The sequence below is a fragment of the Dysgonomonas sp. UBA7710 genome, from assembly GCF_002482385.1.
Classification (GTDB): domain Bacteria; phylum Bacteroidota; class Bacteroidia; order Bacteroidales; family Dysgonomonadaceae; genus Dysgonomonas.
Window position 1 is genome coordinate 1 of sequence record NZ_DLFW01000017.1, and the last position, 17,335, is coordinate 17,335.

At 41.1% G+C, this 17,335-nt stretch carries 17 protein-coding genes, 1 tRNA gene and 1 pseudogene; 10 read left to right on the top strand and 9 right to left on the bottom strand.

The genetic code is table 11. From position 1 onward, the window contains the following. Positions 1 to 170: 170 nt before the first annotated feature. Positions 171 to 3,536: an FISUMP domain-containing protein gene (locus B3317_RS05335; RefSeq protein ID WP_291109363.1), complete on the bottom strand. Its 3,366-nt coding sequence runs from the start codon at positions 3,534 to 3,536 to the stop codon at positions 171 to 173. 1,110 nt (positions 3,537 to 4,646) lie between these two features. Here B3317_RS05335 and B3317_RS05340 point away from each other — a divergent pair. After that, positions 4,647 to 4,729, top strand: a tRNA-Leu gene (locus B3317_RS05340). Positions 4,730 to 5,012: 283 nt separating this feature from the next. Next, positions 5,013 to 5,393 carry a DUF805 domain-containing protein gene (locus B3317_RS05345; RefSeq protein ID WP_291109365.1) on the top strand — a complete coding sequence of 127 codons (381 nt, stop codon included), beginning with the start codon at positions 5,013 to 5,015 and terminating at the stop codon, positions 5,391 to 5,393. Positions 5,394 to 5,468: 75 nt separating this feature from the next. Here the strand turns inward: B3317_RS05345 and B3317_RS05350 are convergent, their stop codons facing one another. From B3317_RS05350 to B3317_RS05365, 4 genes are all read right to left on the bottom strand, one after another. Continuing rightward, a complete protein-coding gene (locus B3317_RS05350) occupies positions 5,469 to 6,734 on the bottom strand; it encodes an LVIVD repeat-containing protein (protein WP_291109367.1) in 1,266 nt (421 codons plus the stop codon). Between the two features lie 40 nt (positions 6,735 to 6,774). Continuing rightward, positions 6,775 to 8,088 carry a porin family protein gene (locus B3317_RS05355; protein WP_291109369.1) on the bottom strand — a complete coding sequence of 438 codons (1,314 nt, stop codon included), beginning with the start codon at positions 8,086 to 8,088 and terminating at the stop codon, positions 6,775 to 6,777. Continuing rightward, on the bottom strand, positions 8,066 to 8,626 hold the full coding sequence (locus tag B3317_RS05360) for an RNA polymerase sigma factor (protein ID WP_291109371.1): 561 nt from the start codon (positions 8,624 to 8,626) through the stop codon (positions 8,066 to 8,068). Before B3317_RS05360 ends, B3317_RS05355 begins: the two co-directional genes overlap by 23 nt. 202 nt (positions 8,627 to 8,828) lie before the next feature. After that, on the bottom strand, positions 8,829 to 9,206 hold the full coding sequence (locus B3317_RS05365; RefSeq protein WP_291109373.1) for a hypothetical protein: 378 nt from the start codon (positions 9,204 to 9,206) through the stop codon (positions 8,829 to 8,831). 203 nt (positions 9,207 to 9,409) lie between these two features. Between B3317_RS05365 and B3317_RS05370 the strand changes: the two genes are divergently transcribed. The 4 genes from B3317_RS05370 to B3317_RS05385 all read left to right on the top strand — a co-directional run bounded on the left by B3317_RS05370 (position 9,410) and on the right by B3317_RS05385 (position 12,282). Then, complete coding sequence (locus B3317_RS05370; RefSeq protein WP_291109375.1) at positions 9,410 to 10,063, top strand: hypothetical protein; 654 nt, start codon at positions 9,410 to 9,412, stop codon at positions 10,061 to 10,063. 490 nt (positions 10,064 to 10,553) lie between these two features. After that, positions 10,554 to 10,772, top strand: coding sequence for a hypothetical protein (locus B3317_RS05375; protein ID WP_291109377.1), 219 nt, complete (start codon positions 10,554 to 10,556; stop codon positions 10,770 to 10,772). Between the two features lie 155 nt (positions 10,773 to 10,927). Then, positions 10,928 to 11,599 carry an oxidoreductase gene (locus B3317_RS05380; protein ID WP_291109379.1) on the top strand — a complete coding sequence of 224 codons (672 nt, stop codon included), beginning with the start codon at positions 10,928 to 10,930 and terminating at the stop codon, positions 11,597 to 11,599. 149 nt (positions 11,600 to 11,748) lie between these two features. Continuing rightward, positions 11,749 to 12,282 carry a GNAT family N-acetyltransferase gene (locus B3317_RS05385; RefSeq protein ID WP_291109381.1) on the top strand — a complete coding sequence of 178 codons (534 nt, stop codon included), beginning with the start codon at positions 11,749 to 11,751 and terminating at the stop codon, positions 12,280 to 12,282. Between the two features lie 4 nt (positions 12,283 to 12,286). Here the strand turns inward: B3317_RS05385 and B3317_RS05390 are convergent, their stop codons facing one another. The 3 genes and pseudogenes from B3317_RS05390 to B3317_RS05400 all read right to left on the bottom strand — a co-directional run. After that, entirely contained in the window at positions 12,287 to 13,045 is a 759-nt protein-coding gene (locus B3317_RS05390; protein ID WP_291109383.1) for a GNAT family N-acetyltransferase, read from the bottom strand. A 113-nt stretch (positions 13,046 to 13,158) separates the two neighbouring features. Next, complete coding sequence (locus B3317_RS05395) at positions 13,159 to 13,470, bottom strand: GyrI-like domain-containing protein (RefSeq protein WP_324354587.1); 312 nt, start codon at positions 13,468 to 13,470, stop codon at positions 13,159 to 13,161. Positions 13,471 to 13,491: 21 nt separating this feature from the next. Then, positions 13,492 to 13,776 (bottom strand): annotated as a pseudogene (locus tag B3317_RS05400) (zinc ribbon domain-containing protein); the annotation flags it as partial. A gap of 200 nt (positions 13,777 to 13,976) precedes the next feature. On the opposite strand from B3317_RS05400, the gene B3317_RS05405 reads away from it, so the two are divergent. From B3317_RS05405 to B3317_RS05415, 3 genes are all read left to right on the top strand, one after another. Beyond that, positions 13,977 to 14,765 carry a hypothetical protein gene (locus tag B3317_RS05405; RefSeq protein ID WP_291109387.1) on the top strand — a complete coding sequence of 263 codons (789 nt, stop codon included), beginning with the start codon at positions 13,977 to 13,979 and terminating at the stop codon, positions 14,763 to 14,765. A gap of 142 nt (positions 14,766 to 14,907) precedes the next feature. Beyond that, positions 14,908 to 15,342: a hypothetical protein gene (locus tag B3317_RS05410; protein WP_291109389.1), complete on the top strand. Its 435-nt coding sequence runs from the start codon at positions 14,908 to 14,910 to the stop codon at positions 15,340 to 15,342. A 163-nt stretch (positions 15,343 to 15,505) separates the two neighbouring features. Further along, the gene (locus B3317_RS05415; protein ID WP_291109391.1) at positions 15,506 to 16,504 is read left to right on the top strand and encodes a hypothetical protein; all 999 of its coding nucleotides are present in this window, start codon (positions 15,506 to 15,508) and stop codon (positions 16,502 to 16,504) included. A 32-nt stretch (positions 16,505 to 16,536) separates the two neighbouring features. Here the strand turns inward: B3317_RS05415 and B3317_RS05420 are convergent, their stop codons facing one another. Beyond that, entirely contained in the window at positions 16,537 to 16,923 is a 387-nt protein-coding gene (locus B3317_RS05420; protein WP_291109392.1) for a hypothetical protein, read from the bottom strand. 195 nt (positions 16,924 to 17,118) lie between these two features. On the opposite strand from B3317_RS05420, the gene B3317_RS05425 reads away from it, so the two are divergent. Continuing rightward, entirely contained in the window at positions 17,119 to 17,280 is a 162-nt protein-coding gene (locus B3317_RS05425; protein WP_291109393.1) for a hypothetical protein, read from the top strand. The last annotated feature ends 55 nt before the right edge of the window (positions 17,281 to 17,335 follow it).

Genomic DNA, 17,335 nt, shown 5'->3' on the forward strand with positions numbered 1-17,335 from the left:
AAGACGCAAAAGGTAACAAAGGTCACACTTTTTTCCTCTCTGTAAGTCCCCTTTGGGACAGTGCTGTAAAGTACGGGAGCTAATCATTATTTCAAAGAGCTATAAGCTAACAGCTAAAGGCTACCGGCTCTAATTATATAGATAAACTTTTTCAAAAAAGTCTATGCCATTTATTCTTTTATACACCTGACCGCCATGCCGTATGTAACATATAAGCTTTGGTCTGTTTTAGCAGTAGTAGTCTGAAATTGCAGATTGTAACTAGAGCCTCTATTTTTATTACTACTACTCCAGTAATAGCCATACACACTGCGGTAAACAAGACTCCCATCGGAATTATTCCTGTAGCCGCTAGCCGGCAAGAACAGATAATCGCCGATTTTTACGCCGTTGTTGAAGTTTGTGGGGTTTGTACTAGCGTTGTAGGCCCAGCTTGTTCCCACAGAGGTAACTGTATTATTTGTAAACAGACCCGCCAGTTCAGCGATTGTCGGTACACGGTATCCCGTTGGGCATGGAGTATTAGTACTGATCCACGCTGTGGGAAAACTACTGGTATTACTATTCCATGTACCGTTTTTAGCATCCGGCGATGCCGCGTTCGGGCCAAAAGCCGCTGGGGTCTTGCTTCCCCACTGGTAGAAGTCGCCATATAATCCCTTGCTTGGTGTAAACGGGTTGGAGGTTACATCGGCTCCGAGGTTATGGCACATAAATTCCTTCCATGTGCCTTTGGCAATATACGCGCCGCAGCCACACATGCAGTCCTGCACCTTTATATTTACTTCCAGCCTGCTGTTATTTCCACCCGCGTCTTTGAAGAGCGCGTAAACGGTCAGTTTCAGCGCGCTGGCTTTGTCCTTTCCTTTGGCTTTGTCCAATACGGCTTTGTCGAAAGTAAGGGTAAACGTGGTACCGGTAGGCTTATTGGTCGTCTTGAGCAATACATTGGGGTCGTCGGTAATAAATTGCAGTTCCGTGTAGGCGCCTGTTGCGGTAAAGGTGTATGTAAACGTCCTGTTCTCGACCCAGTTGCGGCTGCCGTCGAGGAAGTCGCCCGGACGGTTTGCTTGCGTGCCGCAGGTCGTGTTAAAGTTATCTTGCGCTACGTCGTAGCAATCCTTACCCGTCAGTTTATAGTTGCCGCTCGTATTCGGTGTAAAGCTGGCAGGGTTGGGGGTTACATTCAGCGTCACTTCCTGCGATTTCAACGGGGTGGTGGTACATTCGTTGGTTACCTCCACCGATATCTTATAGCTTCCTGTTGCCGTTGGTTTATATTCGAATGTGTTGGTTGGAGAAGCAGCGCCTTGATCTGTACCATTCACTTTCCACTGGTATTGCAGGTCGTTTTTGTTGTTTGAGGCATTGGTTCCCGCCGTGAATTTATACGTTTCGCCTTCCTTTATTGTCACCGTCGTACTTGGCGTTATTGTTACCGATGTGGCTTTGGTACAACCGTCCCCCACTTTGGTGGTTCCGCTCAGGGCTACATCCCCGCAGGGGTGGCCTACCGTCTTTACCCAAATGGTTACATTGGTGCTCGTGGCGGCAGGGTCGCCGTAAACCACCACGGCCGAACTGCCGTCGCCGATAGGCTTGATGGAAACGACCGCGCCCGTGGCGTCTGTGTCCCCGTCCTTATACATCTGGTCGGGGGTAGCCGAATCGGGATAAGAATAGAACCATTCGAACCCACCGGCGGGATACGGCGACGCGCTGACGCTGTATGTGTGCGTTTCTTTCCTTACCGTTTCGGCTGCCGGAGCCGCTTTCCATTCCATACTGATAGGCGCGCTCTGTACCACGTCTATCTTACCCGATACCCTGCTCCAGCAGCCATTGGCATCCTGATAGCGCACCGAGTAGCTTCCGGGTTGCGAAACCAGCAGGGTCTGGCCGTTCTGGTTCGGCACCGTAAATTCGTTCTGCATCCATTCGTAGCTTTGCGCTCCCGAGAAGTCGGCTGTCAGGCTGGCGGGTGTTCCTCCGCAGATGGGCGCGGACAATGCCCCGTTGTTGATACTGGTAGTAGCGGGAGAGGTAAAGCTTACATTGACGTTCTGCGACACGGCAGTGTTCGGGCAACTGCCGCTCTGGTCGCTGGCCGTTACCGACAGCACCATATTGCTGGCGTTGGAGGCGACGAGGTACATGACCGGGGCTGTTCCCTTGCCGATGCTGAACCCGTTGTTGAACCATTCGTATTCTGTTCCGGCAGGATAGGCGGCGGCGTTCTTCACTTCCAGTTTCAGTGTCCCGTCCTTGCATACAATAAGGCTGCCGCCGGTCAATGACTGCCCGTTGACTTCCGCGTCGGGTGCGGGTAACGCCGCCACGCCATTGCCCGTGTTGTCGAGCAGGATGAGTACATTGCTTGAAGCCGAGGAGCATGCACCGTCCAGAACGACTGCAAACCATTCTCCGGCCGAGCCTGCTCCTGTGAGGGTCAGGGGATTGTCGTTCTTGTTTGTTGCCGTTAGTGGCACGCCGTTGTGATACCAGAGTACGGTTCCGGTGGTATTGGCGGTAAGGATCACATTGCCGCCGTCGCAGATCATTCCCCCGTTGGTGGCGGAGATAGTCACGTTGGCGGGCGCCGTCGAAGAGTTGTTGTCCGCTACGGTGAGGGTGGCTGCGCTGCCGCAACCCAACAGCCCTGCATATACTTTATATGTGCCCGCGCGTTTGATTTCATACCAGTTACCTGTATTAACGATTACTCCGCCATATGTCCATATATAATCCACATCGTCCTGCGCATTTTTTACGTGTGCGAACACACTGCCTCCCGCACAAAGGGATAGGCTGGTGCTGTTCAGTTCCGGATTGTCCGCTCCGGGGCAAACGGCGCCCTCTTGCGGAACGATAAAGTCTTTGAACTCGCCTGTGCAGTTGTTTACTATCCTCACTACGGCATTGCGTTGCAGGCTGCTGTTGTTAGGCTGGAATTCGACGGTAAAGGCCGAAGTGAGCGGGTCTGCCGTAAGGACGGCGTAAGCGCTTCCTGCGGTGAGGTAGACTTCGTATGCCTTACCTGCGGAGACAATACAGGCGGGCTTGTCTTCGGGCGTGTATGTATTTCCCGAGAAGTTGCCGTCGGCAGTTTCGGCGGGTACGCTCAGGGGGTCGGAATATTTGTCGCCTGCCTGCGATGTAAGCACGATATCCGCTGTGCCGAGGCTGAGGCATACCCATTTGTATCCGTTCCAGTACTCGGTACTGTTGGTGTCGGTATTGTAGATGGTCAGTCCCAGCGCCAGCCCGGGATTTTTTGCTGTGGGCTTGGCATTCTTGTCGCCACGGTGCTTTTCGTCCTCGAAATCTTGGATTTTCATCACGGCATCGCGTTCTTTTGTTGTCAGATGCGGCAGGCGCATACCGCCGGTTTTATTGGATACCATCTCCAGAATGGAAAAATCTTTCGGGGGAGTACCGGCCCCTATTGTCACCTGAGCCGTAAGGTTATTTACGGCAAAAAAGCAAGCTGCAATTAATATCGCGCGCGTTTTTAAGTTTTTTAAAATTCGATTCATTTTTAATAGACTTAACTTCATATATTTTAAATTTACTTACTTGGTAGAATGATTAAAAAACAATGTATTCAATTTAACTTAATAGAAGAGGCTGTCCCAAAAGTAATATTACACTATTAAAGTGTTACCCTCTTTGTCATTCTGAGTGTAACGAAGAATCCCGACCCTCCGGATACGAGATGTTTCACTCCGTTCAACATGACAAAATGATATGAAAAAATACTTTTGGGGCAGCCTCTTCATTATTACCGTTTGTTCTACCGATAATAAAGCACTGAAAATGAGTAAAGCACCCCCATTATTGAGTGTCTGTAAAATTTCTTTACAAAAGTGAAATAAAAAACAAAAGCTGTCAATAGTGATTTATCACTGTTTTTTGAGGAGACGGCATAGTGCATGACAAAAATTTCTTATTTTCTATGTGTCCTTTGTTTTTGATATGGTATATAAGTTTTATTTACACAGGGGCGAAAATAAAAAAGCCTGTCGTCACGACAGACTTTTTTAAACTTAACACAATAAATATACCAATATCAGAGAAATGAGTTTTTTGCTACAACTGACGGATTTACAATATTGATAGTATGAAAAAGCTAAATCAATTACTACAATGAGAGATAATAAAATTGTATATTGTAAAAATCCCTTCACAAAAAACCCGATAAATAACCCTGCAACAATGATACATATATGAATACAAGAATGTGTAAATCTTTTGCAAAGAGACATAAAAAAGATAATGCTGTCAATAGTGATTTATCACTGTTTTTAGAGTAGGAAGCGTGGCGGAAAAAGAAAGTTAATCATTCAATCATATTCTTAACAGAGCCTAAACATATAAAAAAGAAATGATTATTAAGATTTATGTTTTATAAGCGGGCATATATAGTTGTAGAAGTAAAAATAAATCTGACATTGAAACTTGTGTAATTAAAAAAAAGAGACTATTTTTGAACCCGAAAAGAAAAACAGGTTGCCGGAGGGCGCTTGTATGACAATTTGAGACAGAAAAAGATACCGGACTGTATCTGATCTGTAAATTGATTCTGGAAAATGTTTATCATCAGGATATAGCGAAAAGGGTTAAGTCCCGTCTTTCGTTTTTAGGCTGCTCGGATGGTGGAATGGTAGACACGCAAGACTTAAAATCTTGTGACCATTAGGTTGTGCGGGTTCAAGTCCCGCTCCGAGTACAGAGTTTTTGATAGCGGTGTAATCACAAGATTACACCGCTTTATTTTTTCACCGCATTTAAGATAGATAAGATTATGAATGTGTCTCTTGCTTTTTGTTTACACCATACATCGGATGCGATAAAGGTTAACCTTGCTAAAATTTAGCCAACATACATAAATTATTAGTTTTTTTATATATATTCGCAAAACACACAAAAAATATGGAGTTCAGAGACCATACACAAACGAGGCGGATCCGAAAAGCCATATGAGTAGGAATCTAATAAATATACAAATTTATATGGAGTGGTTTTTAAAAGTAGTAAAAGAACATTATGCCGATTTTAACGGACGGGCAAGACGTAAGGAGTTCTGGATGTATTACCTTTTCTATGTGATTGGAATAATCGCGTTGGAAATTATAGCCCTTATACTTATGAGTATCTCAGACGTATTAGGTGGTATTGTTTTCGGCATCATGGGGTTGGCTGTGTTAGGTCTGATTATCCCTACATTAGCAGTAGGTGCCAGACGACTGCATGATGTGGGCAAAAGCGGTTGGATGTTACTTGTATCATTGATTCCGGTGATTGGTGGAATTTGGTTACTCATTTTGTTAATCACTGAAGGGGAAAAAGGCGATAATCAATATGGCCCCGATCCTAAAGCTGATGAGCGTTAATTGTATATATAGCATATAAAAATGAGCCGGGAATATATTTCCGGCTCATTTTTTTACCGTTTAGCTTTTTTCCTCCTATTTTCCAATAGTTAAGACGCTGATCTGCCTGATATTCTGTAAATCACTGTAATCGTATTGATACAGGCCGTCTTCAGCAATCATCATCAGGGTATTGTCATGCGGTATCACATCATACCCGTTCATACCTTTATGATGAGCGAGTTGATTAGATATCAGTTTTTGAGGATCGTCCGATTTATAAACTTTCAGGCCGTCATCACAAAGAAATAATGTACCATTGTCTATTCCCAATCCCTTAGGGCCGGTCATTGTATAAGATACTATCTGTTTAGGCATTTTCACATCGCTGACATCCACAATAAACAATTCATTTGCATTCTGTCCGCACATATTTCCCGAATGGATGGTGACATAGGCCAGATCGTCTTCCACAACCACCGGATCGCAACCATAAACGTGCTGTAAGGATGATTGATAATCGGGTTTCAGCGGATCTTTTACCGAATATATCAACATTCCGGTCGGTGTACCCATAAACATGTTATCCTTGTAGCTGAAAATTGTTTCCACATTTCCCCCAATATAAATATTATCTGCAGCTTTTACAGGTTTGTCCCCGGACAGGTTAAATATATTCATCGTATTGTTAATTACAGTGTATAGGTAGTCCTGGTATAATCCGAAGCGGGACATGGAGCCATTTAGACCGTTTGCTCCGCTACCGCTATTACTGCTATTTTGCATATATGCATAATCATAGCACCCAATCATATCCCGTTTAACAGTCTCGGTTCTTTCCACCAATGTCCAGCCTATTATGATATCTTTATTGTCATTGTTAAGATAACACATTGCATAATCATATCCAAACCGGAAGTCTTCCATTGGAGGCAAGGCTTTTTCAAAGACGTTTTCTAACCGTCCTTTCAATTCAGGTTTTGCAGGATTGCTTATATCAAACCATACGAGGTCTATGTAGGAATCTGCATAGAGCATATTATTACGGATACTCAGGTCTGCATTCCCCATAAGTTCTATGAACCCGGCATTTTTGGGAGAGGAAGGAATGCGGTTGTCAATGATGTGGATACCTTTGTCCGGCTCAGATATATATAGATAATCTCCATAGAAGCAGATTTTGCCTTTTTGTGTAATCTTTTGAGGTGTGACTGATACCTTTACGGAATTGCGGAAAGTGGTGGCATTCATGAATACCGGTTCGTGGATTTTGTAGGTGATGGTTTCAGTATTGTCATTGTCGCTACAGCTATACAATACACAGAATGTGCTAATGTATAATAAATACAATAGTTTTTTCATTGTTTAAAGATTTAAGTTATTAAAAAATTTCCGTGTTGTTTTAAAATTTGTATCTGAGTCCGGCGCCAAGACCAAATACTGAAGGTTTTTCTGTTCTGATGCTAATTGGTTGTTTATTTTCAAAATAGTAAGAGAATCTAGGTTCAAAATATATACTCCAGTCATCATAGAACATGTAAGATGCTCCAAGCGATGCATTTAAAGACCATTGCAGCCCGCTTATACTTCCCTTGTCGTGAACGGCAGCAGTATTATTGTTTTTATCATATATATCTTCTGTATATTTATATCTTAAGCCTTTTTCTACCATGCCTCCGGCAGATAGGTAGATATTCCAGTTTGAACTGTTCCACAGATAAAGGACTACATTGACAGGAATACCCAGATAATGGAGTTCCTGACGGGCTTCTAACGATTTGATCGCTTTCTTCCGGAATTTTGATGATAAGTATGTATATGTTAATCCGGTTTCAATACCGATGTATTTGTTAATATCTTTGCGGACATTAACACCGAATGATAATGGTAAAGAGTGATCCATTTCTGAAAAATCATTTGCACTGAGATCCTTGCTTAACAGGGTCTTCGTGTCCGAATATGAATCCGCAATGTTTGCCGATGTAGCGTAGTCATACATAAGACCCTTATACATATTTCCATTGGATGATGAGCCTCCTCCTGATGAAACTGATGCAGACATCTGCCATCTGCTGCCTCCGTTATCGGCCTTTGCGATTAATAGCCTGGCTGGTTCTTTATACGGTGTTTTCTCTACTGGTTTCTTCTCATGTATAGTCGGAATACTGGAAACAGTATCGGTTATGTTGACGTTAGTCTCGGCCGGATTGTTGTTCTCAGCAACTACTTCCTTTACGATTTCTTCAACATGTGCCAGATTGATGGTGTCCGCAATCGTTACAGGCAATGACTCGTTCAAAATATTGCTTTCTTCAGCTAATTGTTTGTCTTTATCAGGTTTACTGTATATAGATGCCGGATAACTTCTGGCTTGTAGTTGTAGTATATGGCTGTTGGTGGGACTAACAACTGCGGTTGTTTGTTTCTCCGGTTCTGATATTATAATATCAGCAGTATTGAAATTATTTATTCCTGCTAGCGGATTGAAAGGGGGCTCGTCATTTTTGGGTATAGAGAGTAGTAAAATCACGATGACAGCTATTGCTGCAACAGAGCCCCCGATCCACCAGACAGACTTCCTCTGTTTGGGCTTCATCTGAAGCTCAATCTCGTTCCAGCAGCCTGCTTCTACAGGCACCCGGTAATCTTCCAGTTTTTGCCTTATCAGCCTGCTGAACTCGTCAGGTTGTTCGTTATGGTTTTTCTTGTCTGGCATTTTCATGCATTAATAGAGATTCCACTTTATTTTGTAAAACTTTTCGCGCCCTGATAAATTGAGAACGCGAGGTACTTTCTTTGATATTCAGCATATTTGCTATTTCGCTATGTGTATAGCCTTCTATTGCAAAAAGGTTGAATACTGTCCGGTAACCTTCCGGTAATGCAGCTACACAAGCCATTAGCTCATCTGCCGAAATCTGATCCAGAGCCGAAGCATCGACATTCTCCATCGCTTCATTGTAATCGTCAATGCTTACACTTAATTTAAGAGCGTCGTTTCGCCGGAGATATTCGAGCGCTGTGGTTACAAAAACCCGTCGCATCCAACCGCCCAGCGAACCTGTTTCGGAATAGGTGCCTATTTTGGTAAAAACCTTGATAAACCCATCCTGAAGTATATCTTTAGCCGTCTCCCTGTCGTTAGTATAGCGCATGCAAACTCCCATCATGACCGGTGCATGTAACTCGTATAATTGCTTACGAGCCCATGATTCGCCACGTTTACATCCCGCTATTAATAACTGTTCGTTCATCGGCTAACTATACTCTCTACTTACATTGATGCAATATTATTTCCAAAAGTTGCATTTATCTGAAAATAAAGGATTTTTTTGTTGGACATTTTATAACTTGTAGTTTAACAGGCATAAAAGTACGATAATTTTTACAATGCATAATAAAAAAACTCCCATAAGGGAGCTTTCTGTTAACAGGGGAAACCTTTTATAATACTTCCTATTCTTTTATTCTTCGCAGCCTCATAACTATCTTCTCCGGATTGTCTTTATCCATAACAGTAAGGATATCGTCTTTCAATATAAATTTACATTTCCGCTGTTTTCCATAGCTGTCTGTTATTATTACATAGTCATCTTTAATGGTGTAGATGCCGATGCACTGGCTTCTGACGGAACCTTCACTTGTCCGTACATCCATATATACCGTATCGTATTCGAAACGGAGTTCCGGTGATACAATCGTATCATCAGGCATTTTGATAGAGGTTTCATCCGTACCGTCTATCTCCATTGCCCATCGTCCGGTAATGGTATTTCGTTCACCACAAGCCATCAAGGCAAGAATACATAAACAGCAAAATACTAGTTTCTTCATTATTTTTTTCATTCGGTGAAAAGTGATGCAATATATAAAATATCTGTTATTTTATCATATTTTTTTCTTAGATTTGTATAGTACCTAATCTATATACCATGAGAATAAAGAATGTATCTATCCTTATTATATTCTCATAATCAGGTGTATATGCACATCTTTTAGAAGGTGCTTCTGGATGTTGAATAATAAAATCGCCGGATATGAAAAAGCTGTATTTTCTTATATTGTCAATCACTATGTATATCTCTGTACTAGGACAAGAGGGACATAAGTTGAATATTGATATAGATGCATCTTTCAATCTGAATTATGTATTTGATGATAAGGATGGGATCAGAGATCCTGTTGCCCTGGGAATGAGCTTGGGGTATGAATATGATCTGAATATGTTCTTTGGTATAGAAGCCGGATTCAGAGGCGGAGGCTTTAACCAGAGCATCCGTTATTATGATCCTAATATAGGGATTGATGGTTTTGATAATCCTTACAGTTATACCGAAACATCCTATAAAGGAACATACTGGGCTCCGTATATAGCCCCGAAGCTATATCTCCCGATAGCATATGACGATAAAAAGGACCGGGCTAAATATATTTTTATAGAAAACAGGTTTTCATATACCCGCATCAATCTGAATAAAGCAAAAGGAATGGATGCCGCCGTCCATAAGTATCGCCTGATATACGAAATAAGGTTAGGTTATCAGTTCCCCATAGATGACAGATGGGCTATGAGTTGTTGGCTGGGATATAACACATTTGATTTTTCGAAAGTGAAACCGGAAGTTATTGAATATAAAAACGCAACACCTATACAGATAGGAATAGGCTTTAATTATATTATCAAGCAATAGAGTATAGCAGATCAAATGCTCCAATTATTAATGCGAATTAGTAGTTGAGTTTTAACGTTCAATTACATTAGTCGTTTTTTCTACTGCGCGCAATTAAAATTGCTTGCGTTCCTTTTGGCCTAAGCCCCAAAAGGAACCAAAAACGCTTTAGCGCCCCGCTTCAACCTCACCCCCCGCCCTCTCCAAAGGGAGAGGGAGCCGTAACGGACTAAAAGACGAAACGGAAAAACTCGCTGGAAATATTGTATAATCCGAATCAACCAATTAGCTCAAACACGTTTCCATTTTTTCGTCTTTTCATCCTACGGGTACCCCGTACTTAAAGCTAACGGCGCTGCTGACGCACGTGCGGCTAAAGCCCGGAGAACCTTTGTCCTGTCGTCGCATCGCGATTCCGGCCTCGTCCCGCAGGCGGGGTACCCAATCCGTAAAGCGGAGGTGTAGGGCAAAATACGGTAGCTGCTATACCCTGCTGATAATCCGGCTAAAGATGATTCCGTATTATTTTGCCCACCGAAGCTGCGGCTTTGGGTCGCCGGGGGATGCAGCCTTGATTTTTTGTTTCGTTTTGCATCAAGGCAAAATGAATTGGAGCGAAGCGGAATTGAAAATCGGCGGAGCCAAATCGGCGTTAGCCAAATACAAGACGGCAGGCGCGTTAGAGAAAACGAACATTAAAATCCAACTGCTGATTGGTATTATCATGTAATTAAGTTTAATTAGGAGTCTGGAGATATGAAAATTCCGTTTTTTTGATTATCTATACATAATTAAAGCAGATAAGTAAGCATAAATAGAAAAAGGAAACTCGGATTTATTATAATAATGTTATCTTTGCCGCATTTTAAACCCAAAATATTGTAGATGACCAAGACAGCAATTATAATAGGAAGTTCAGGACTCACAGGCTCACAACTACTAAAAGCATTACTAACCAGTAATGTATATGAGAAAGTTATCAGTTTTGTGCGTAAAGGATCGAAAATATCGCATCCTAAACTGATACAGCATGTTGTCGATTTTGATAATCCTGAATCGTATCAGGATTTGATAGAGGGAAATGATATGTTTTGCTGTATGGGAACAACAATTAAGAAAGCCGGGACCGAAGAGGCTTTTGAAAAAGTAGACCTGCACTATCCCGTTCAATTTGCCAAGGTTGCAGTAAACAGAGGTATAAAGCAGTATTCGATAATTTCGTCGATTGGGGCGAATGCAAAATCCGGCAATTTCTATTTGCGGACAAAAGGCAGGTGTGAAGAAGAATTAAGAAAACTGCCATTCCAGTCTATTTCCATATTTCGTCCTTCGTTGCTGCTGGGGAATAGGAAAGAATTCAGACTTGGGGAGAAGCTGGGCGAATATGCCATGAAGATATTTGGTATTTTTTTTGTTGGCAAGTTGAAAAGATATAAACCGGTAGACGTAAAGAAAGTGGCATATGCTATGTTTAATATTGCACAGGAAAATACGGTAGGCTATCATATTTACGAATCTGAAGAGATTGCCGAAATATATTTAGAGAGCCATAGATAAAGATCATATTACCGGTCTGACATTATATAAATAGCCCTAAGATTTGAATGAGCAAAATTTAAACATGCTCTGATAGTTATTTTTACATAACTTCTTTTCTGTTCATTATTAATTCATTATCTTTATGCAATACATAATTTCTTGTTACCATGGAAGATAAAAACATGAAAGTCGAAATAAGACAGGAAGAAGCATGTGACTTTCCGGCGGTTTACGATATTAATCTAAAAGCATTCAACAGAAAAGAAGAGGCGCGGCTTGCCGACCGGCTACGCCTGAGTGACGGATTTATACCCGAACTTTCACTCGTCGCGATAGTGGAGAATAAGGTTGTAGGGCATATTCTGTTTACTAAAATCAGTATTGTGGACGAGGACAGATCCCAGGATAGCCTGGCTCTTGCCCCTATGGCAGTTAGTCCCGGTATGCAGCGTAAAGGTATCGGCCAACAGCTGGTTCGCTACGGGTTGAATAAGGCTCGTGAACTTGGATATAAATCTGTTGTTGTTTTGGGACACACTGAATATTATCCGCGTTTTGGTTTTGTTCCTACCAGTAAATGGGGGATAAAGCCTCCGTTTAATGTTCCTGCTAATGTGTTTATGGCAAAAGAATTAATTGATGGAGGTTTGTCGGATATTAAGGGGACAGTAAAGTATGCCCGGGAATTTGAGGAACTGTAAAGCCTTACTGTTCATTCTCTATTATTTTTTTTAACTTATCCGGAGTCAGTATTTCATTTGTAAAGAATTTTCCATTGATGAAAACACAATAGCTTGTTACCGGGGCTAAATGGTTTTGAGCCATTTCTTTTGTAGTGATCTGATGTAGCCGTACCGGATAATCGGAAGCTAAAATGACCGGTTTTAGTAAATTAGTGTATGGTATGGTGAACGGACATTGTGCCGTATAAAAAATATCAATGCCTTTTATGTCTTGTCCCATCCCTTGCCGTGCGGAATCTTTGAAACGGGGTAGGGGAACTGACTCGTCGAAACGCTTTACAGCCAGTTCGAAAAAAGGAGGGCAGCTATCGGTTATCTCATATCCATGGCGCAACATGAACGCCTTGTCGGAAAGGAATGGCTTCTTCTTTTGTCCGACAATCAATACTACACCTTTATGCCCGTTTTTGAGTGCATCGGCCTCACACCCGGCGAGTAATTGTTTCCCGTAGCCTTTCCCTTTAAAAGAACCGGATACCCAGAAGCAATTAATATATAAGTATCCGTCTGCTATTATCGGTACCCATGCATTTTCGGCGGGAAGATATTCTATAAATACTTTCCCCCGGGCATCGAGTTTCTTAAACCTCAGTCCTTCCTGCATACGGCAACTGAGCCATTCTTTTTTAGCAGCAACGCCTGTTTCGGTCGATTTGCTGCTTATCGAGCAGCAGATATGTTCGGTTGCAATATTTTCGGGAGACAGTGTAATTATGTTCATACTTTTTTGTTTTAGAATAAGGTTTATTGCTATTTTTTTCTTCAGGAGTGAGTCATAATTGCTGTTGTGACATATATTATATATTGTTCCCCGAAAGTCTTTTCATACTGGTATCACTCTGTGAGTTTAATTGTCCGATTACCTTTCGATACCGGAACGTATATTTCTGTCAGAATATTTTCTTCTTTCATATGACCGGGATTATTCAGGTATTTTTCGAAAGAGCCGCCGCCTCTCAATTTATAGCCGCTTTGGGGTAACCATATCATATAAATATTATAGTACATATCCAACAATCTGTCATAAGAGCCTTTAAGAGTAAACACAGCATATAAACCTCCGTCTAAATGCTGTATTCCAAAAGCACCGGAGGGTTTGACCTCTTCTTCTACTGTGAAGCAGGCATAGAAACGACAGATTGCTATTCTTTCCGAATTGTCCCCATTTTATGCAGATGCCCAGCGTTTTAAAGTCGGGAAATACTCTTTCATCTGGGCAACAGCCTGTTCTTTCGTTAGTTTTTGCTCCGTATCTTTGTTAAAATCGTCCAGATATTGCACACAATGCTCTATCATTTCGTCCATTGTGATACCTTCGGTGAACTCACCGTTTTTGAAGCAATATGTGCAGTATTCATCATTCTTGCTTTGATCTGAATTTGTTCCGAAATCTTCGCTGACATTCAGAGGCATACCACAACTTTGGCAAAATTTTTGGTTCATAATGTTTTGTTTTAATGGTTAATAATCTTAATGCAAATAAAAGAATTTATACAACATATCAGGTTATCCATTCTTGCTAAATTAGTATATTTTTGTCCGGCCGGTTAATTAAAGTTAAACGGGGTTGTTGCAATTAATCCTTTTTACCGTTATCATATCAAAGATACAAAGAGATGAAATTCAGTATTCACCTTTTAATACTTAAAGTTATGAAAAAGTTTTTATTGGCGTTCGCATTATTTATAGGTGTTACATCATTTTATAACACAGTTGAAGCCCAAAATATAAATATAAGTATCAATATAGGCCGTCAGCCGGCATGGGGTCCTGTGGGATATGATTATGTAGGATATTATTATTTTCCTGATATAGATTGTTACTACGACGTGAATGTAGGCTTGTTCTATTATTTCGACAGGGGAAGATGGATCTCTGCACGTTACTTACCATACGGATACCGTAATTATGACTTGTACGGACTATATAAAGTGGTATTGAATGTGCGTGAGCCATGGAGATATCATCATATTCACTACAGGGATTATGCCCGTTACAGAGGGCACCGTAACCAGATAGTAATTCGTGACAGCCGCGATTTCCGTTATCGTGATAGCCGTAATAACAGGGTCGCTTGGTATTCCGATAATAGAAAAGATAATAAATACAATAGTGGCCGTCCGAATAGTAATTATAATAGTAACCGTAAGGACAATAGTTATCGACCGGACAACAATTATAACAATAACAGAAAAGATAATAACCGCAAGGATAGTTATAACAAGGATAAGAATTACAACAACAGCCAAAGGAAGAATGATAATAAGCGTTCCGACTATGGTAGCCGGGATAACCGTTCCAGCAGGAATGACAATGCAAAGAGCCGTCCATCTATGAGCCGCGACGATAATCGTAACAGTAAGGCTACTCAGTCTTCTTCGGGTAGGAGTGACTTCAGGATGGTATCGAATACAGGCTCGGAAAGAAGTAGCAGAAGGTAATTAAATATAGGTTTAGGTGAATGGTTTTTGTGAATGAAAGTGACGGGTGTATATCTATCAGGATATACACCTTAATCTTTATAAAATTGAAAAGCTTATTATATCTTTGCATATATAAATACAAATAGCACAAACCCCAATAATGAGAAAATATCTATTGATAATAGCCTTTTTTCTTAGCTTTACGCAGCTGATGAAATCACAGGATAGTCTATCTATACAATCTTTCCAAAAAGAAAATATTGTAGGCAGATGGATTGAGGTTGAACGTACAGAAGGGGAAAAGACTAAACCTGCCGGAGAATTTCCCGATGCGTATATATTCCGTGATAATATGGTGTTTCATAAAGGCGAAGCTGCAGAAGGAGTGATTGTATTCAATATAACCGGAAAGTATGAGGTGGAGGGTAATTTTATAACCATCTACTATAATAATTATCTGCTGGATAGACTAAACAGGCTGAAACCAAAGAAAATTCAGTTTAAAGTACTCTCTGTTTCTGGTGATGGGATGCATGTTGTGGTGAAAGATTATGATTATGAATATAGAATGTTGCTGAACAAGCAGTCTCAATGATGCAATATATTAAGGATTCCACCGTTGATATCCATGTAAAGCTGTTAAAAATAGATGCTTAAGTATCGGAATAATATAAAAAAACTATACACAGACTAATCTTGTGAGAGAATTATATATCTTTGCACTCTAATATTACACAATGGTCCATTACTACAAAACGATGAAAAAAATCTTCTATCTTCTGTTTTTCTCAATACTGGGATTATCCAGTTGCGTCAATAATAATGATGAGCCTGATCCGATTGTAGTACCTGAACCGGAACCTCCGGTAAATGCGACAGAAGATGATCTGATAGGTGTTTGGGAAACATATTATTACCAGAAGGATATAATTTATATTTACCCGTCAGGCGAACAACAGATATTTCCCGGTTTGAGGCTTATTGAATATGATGGTTTTAGGACAGAATTTTACCACGATTCGGAAGATAATAAATATAAATTTAAAAGTTATAATGTGATCGATCATCTAATTGATGAGGGGACATACTCCGCAAGTAGCGATACAGTCCATTTTAAATTTACCTATTTGGCAGGTGCACCGAAAGATACCACAACAAAACAAATCATTCGCAAATTAGACCCGTCGAAAGGAATATTTAAAACTGAAGATGTTTATCCGGGAACTATTGGAAGTACGGGTGCAAAATTTAAAGTAACAGACATGAAAGCCAATCGTAATGTTGCGATTGCCCCTACATATACAGACGAGTCGAAAGTGATGGTCGATTCCTATTTCGATGAATTGTCTAAAGCTCCATGGGATATAACCGGATGTGCCTATTATTACAATAGCTTGTATCAACCCGATGAGACGAAGATAATGAATGATGCACTAGTGAAAACCCAGACTTCCTATAGATTTTATAAAGATGCTCAGGGGAATAAGTTCTGTTCTGTTAGTTCCCTAAATCCGGAGACCAATCAGATAGAGGAAGATAAGGATTCTCCCTACCCGATAATTATCGTAGATGATGTTATCTATCGCTTTTACACAGATTCGAAGACTGGAAAAACGGAGAGTCTTTATATCTGGGTGACAGATTGGAAGACGAAAAACGGATCGCTTACTTTTGTAGATAAGAAAAATGAAAGGCTAGGGAATGATATATCTGTGATAGTAACAACGGATCAATACCTTGTTCAGAGAAAAAATTAATGATAGATAGGGACGGAGCAATAATAGAAATGTTATCGCTCTGCTTTTTTATATACCCATTTATTATCAGCAATGGAAAGAACGAGTGAGTCCTTTGACAGGGCATCGATATCCAGACTTCGGAAAGGAGTATCGTCTTTATATAGATTCAATTCGTAATTATGTATTGTAAATCTGAAGTTTAAGGTGTCTTCCCAGTCTGACATATGCTGGGCGCATTTATCACCGTCGAAAATAAGGTATGTACGTTCCTTATTATAATCGACATTGATACTGTCGTAGACCGCTCTGTCCACATCTGTCAATATCCATTTTCCCTGTATCAGTGAGTTATTTACCTTATCTGCATTGTAAGGGGTACAACAGCAAAAGAGGTATCCGGTGATGAATAAAACGATGATGTGAACGTATCTGATCATAAATAATAAGTATCAAGCACAAATTAACGAATAAATTCTTATTATACATGCGAATCTGTGTTTGAATTAGTGATTATAGGAATGAAGTGCCTGTAAATTAAACGTTGGATTTTTCTAATCTTGGTAAGTGTTCTTTGGAAAAACTTTTATCATTCAGTTCAAACCTGCCGCGCCCTCCCGGGCTTGTCCTCACTTTTGGCATTGCCCAAAAGTAAGCAAAAGGCTAGCGCTCCGTTCCTCGGCGACCCACAACCGTTTTGCCGGCTGAAAGGGACAAACGGGCTATCGCCCAATCCCTTTCTACGCCGTCTGCACCGTGTGGGTACCCCGCCTGCGGAACTAATGCGCAGAGGCTGACGCCATAGTGAAGGCAAAGCCCTTAGATCAAATATGCGCTAGCCTTGTCGTGCGT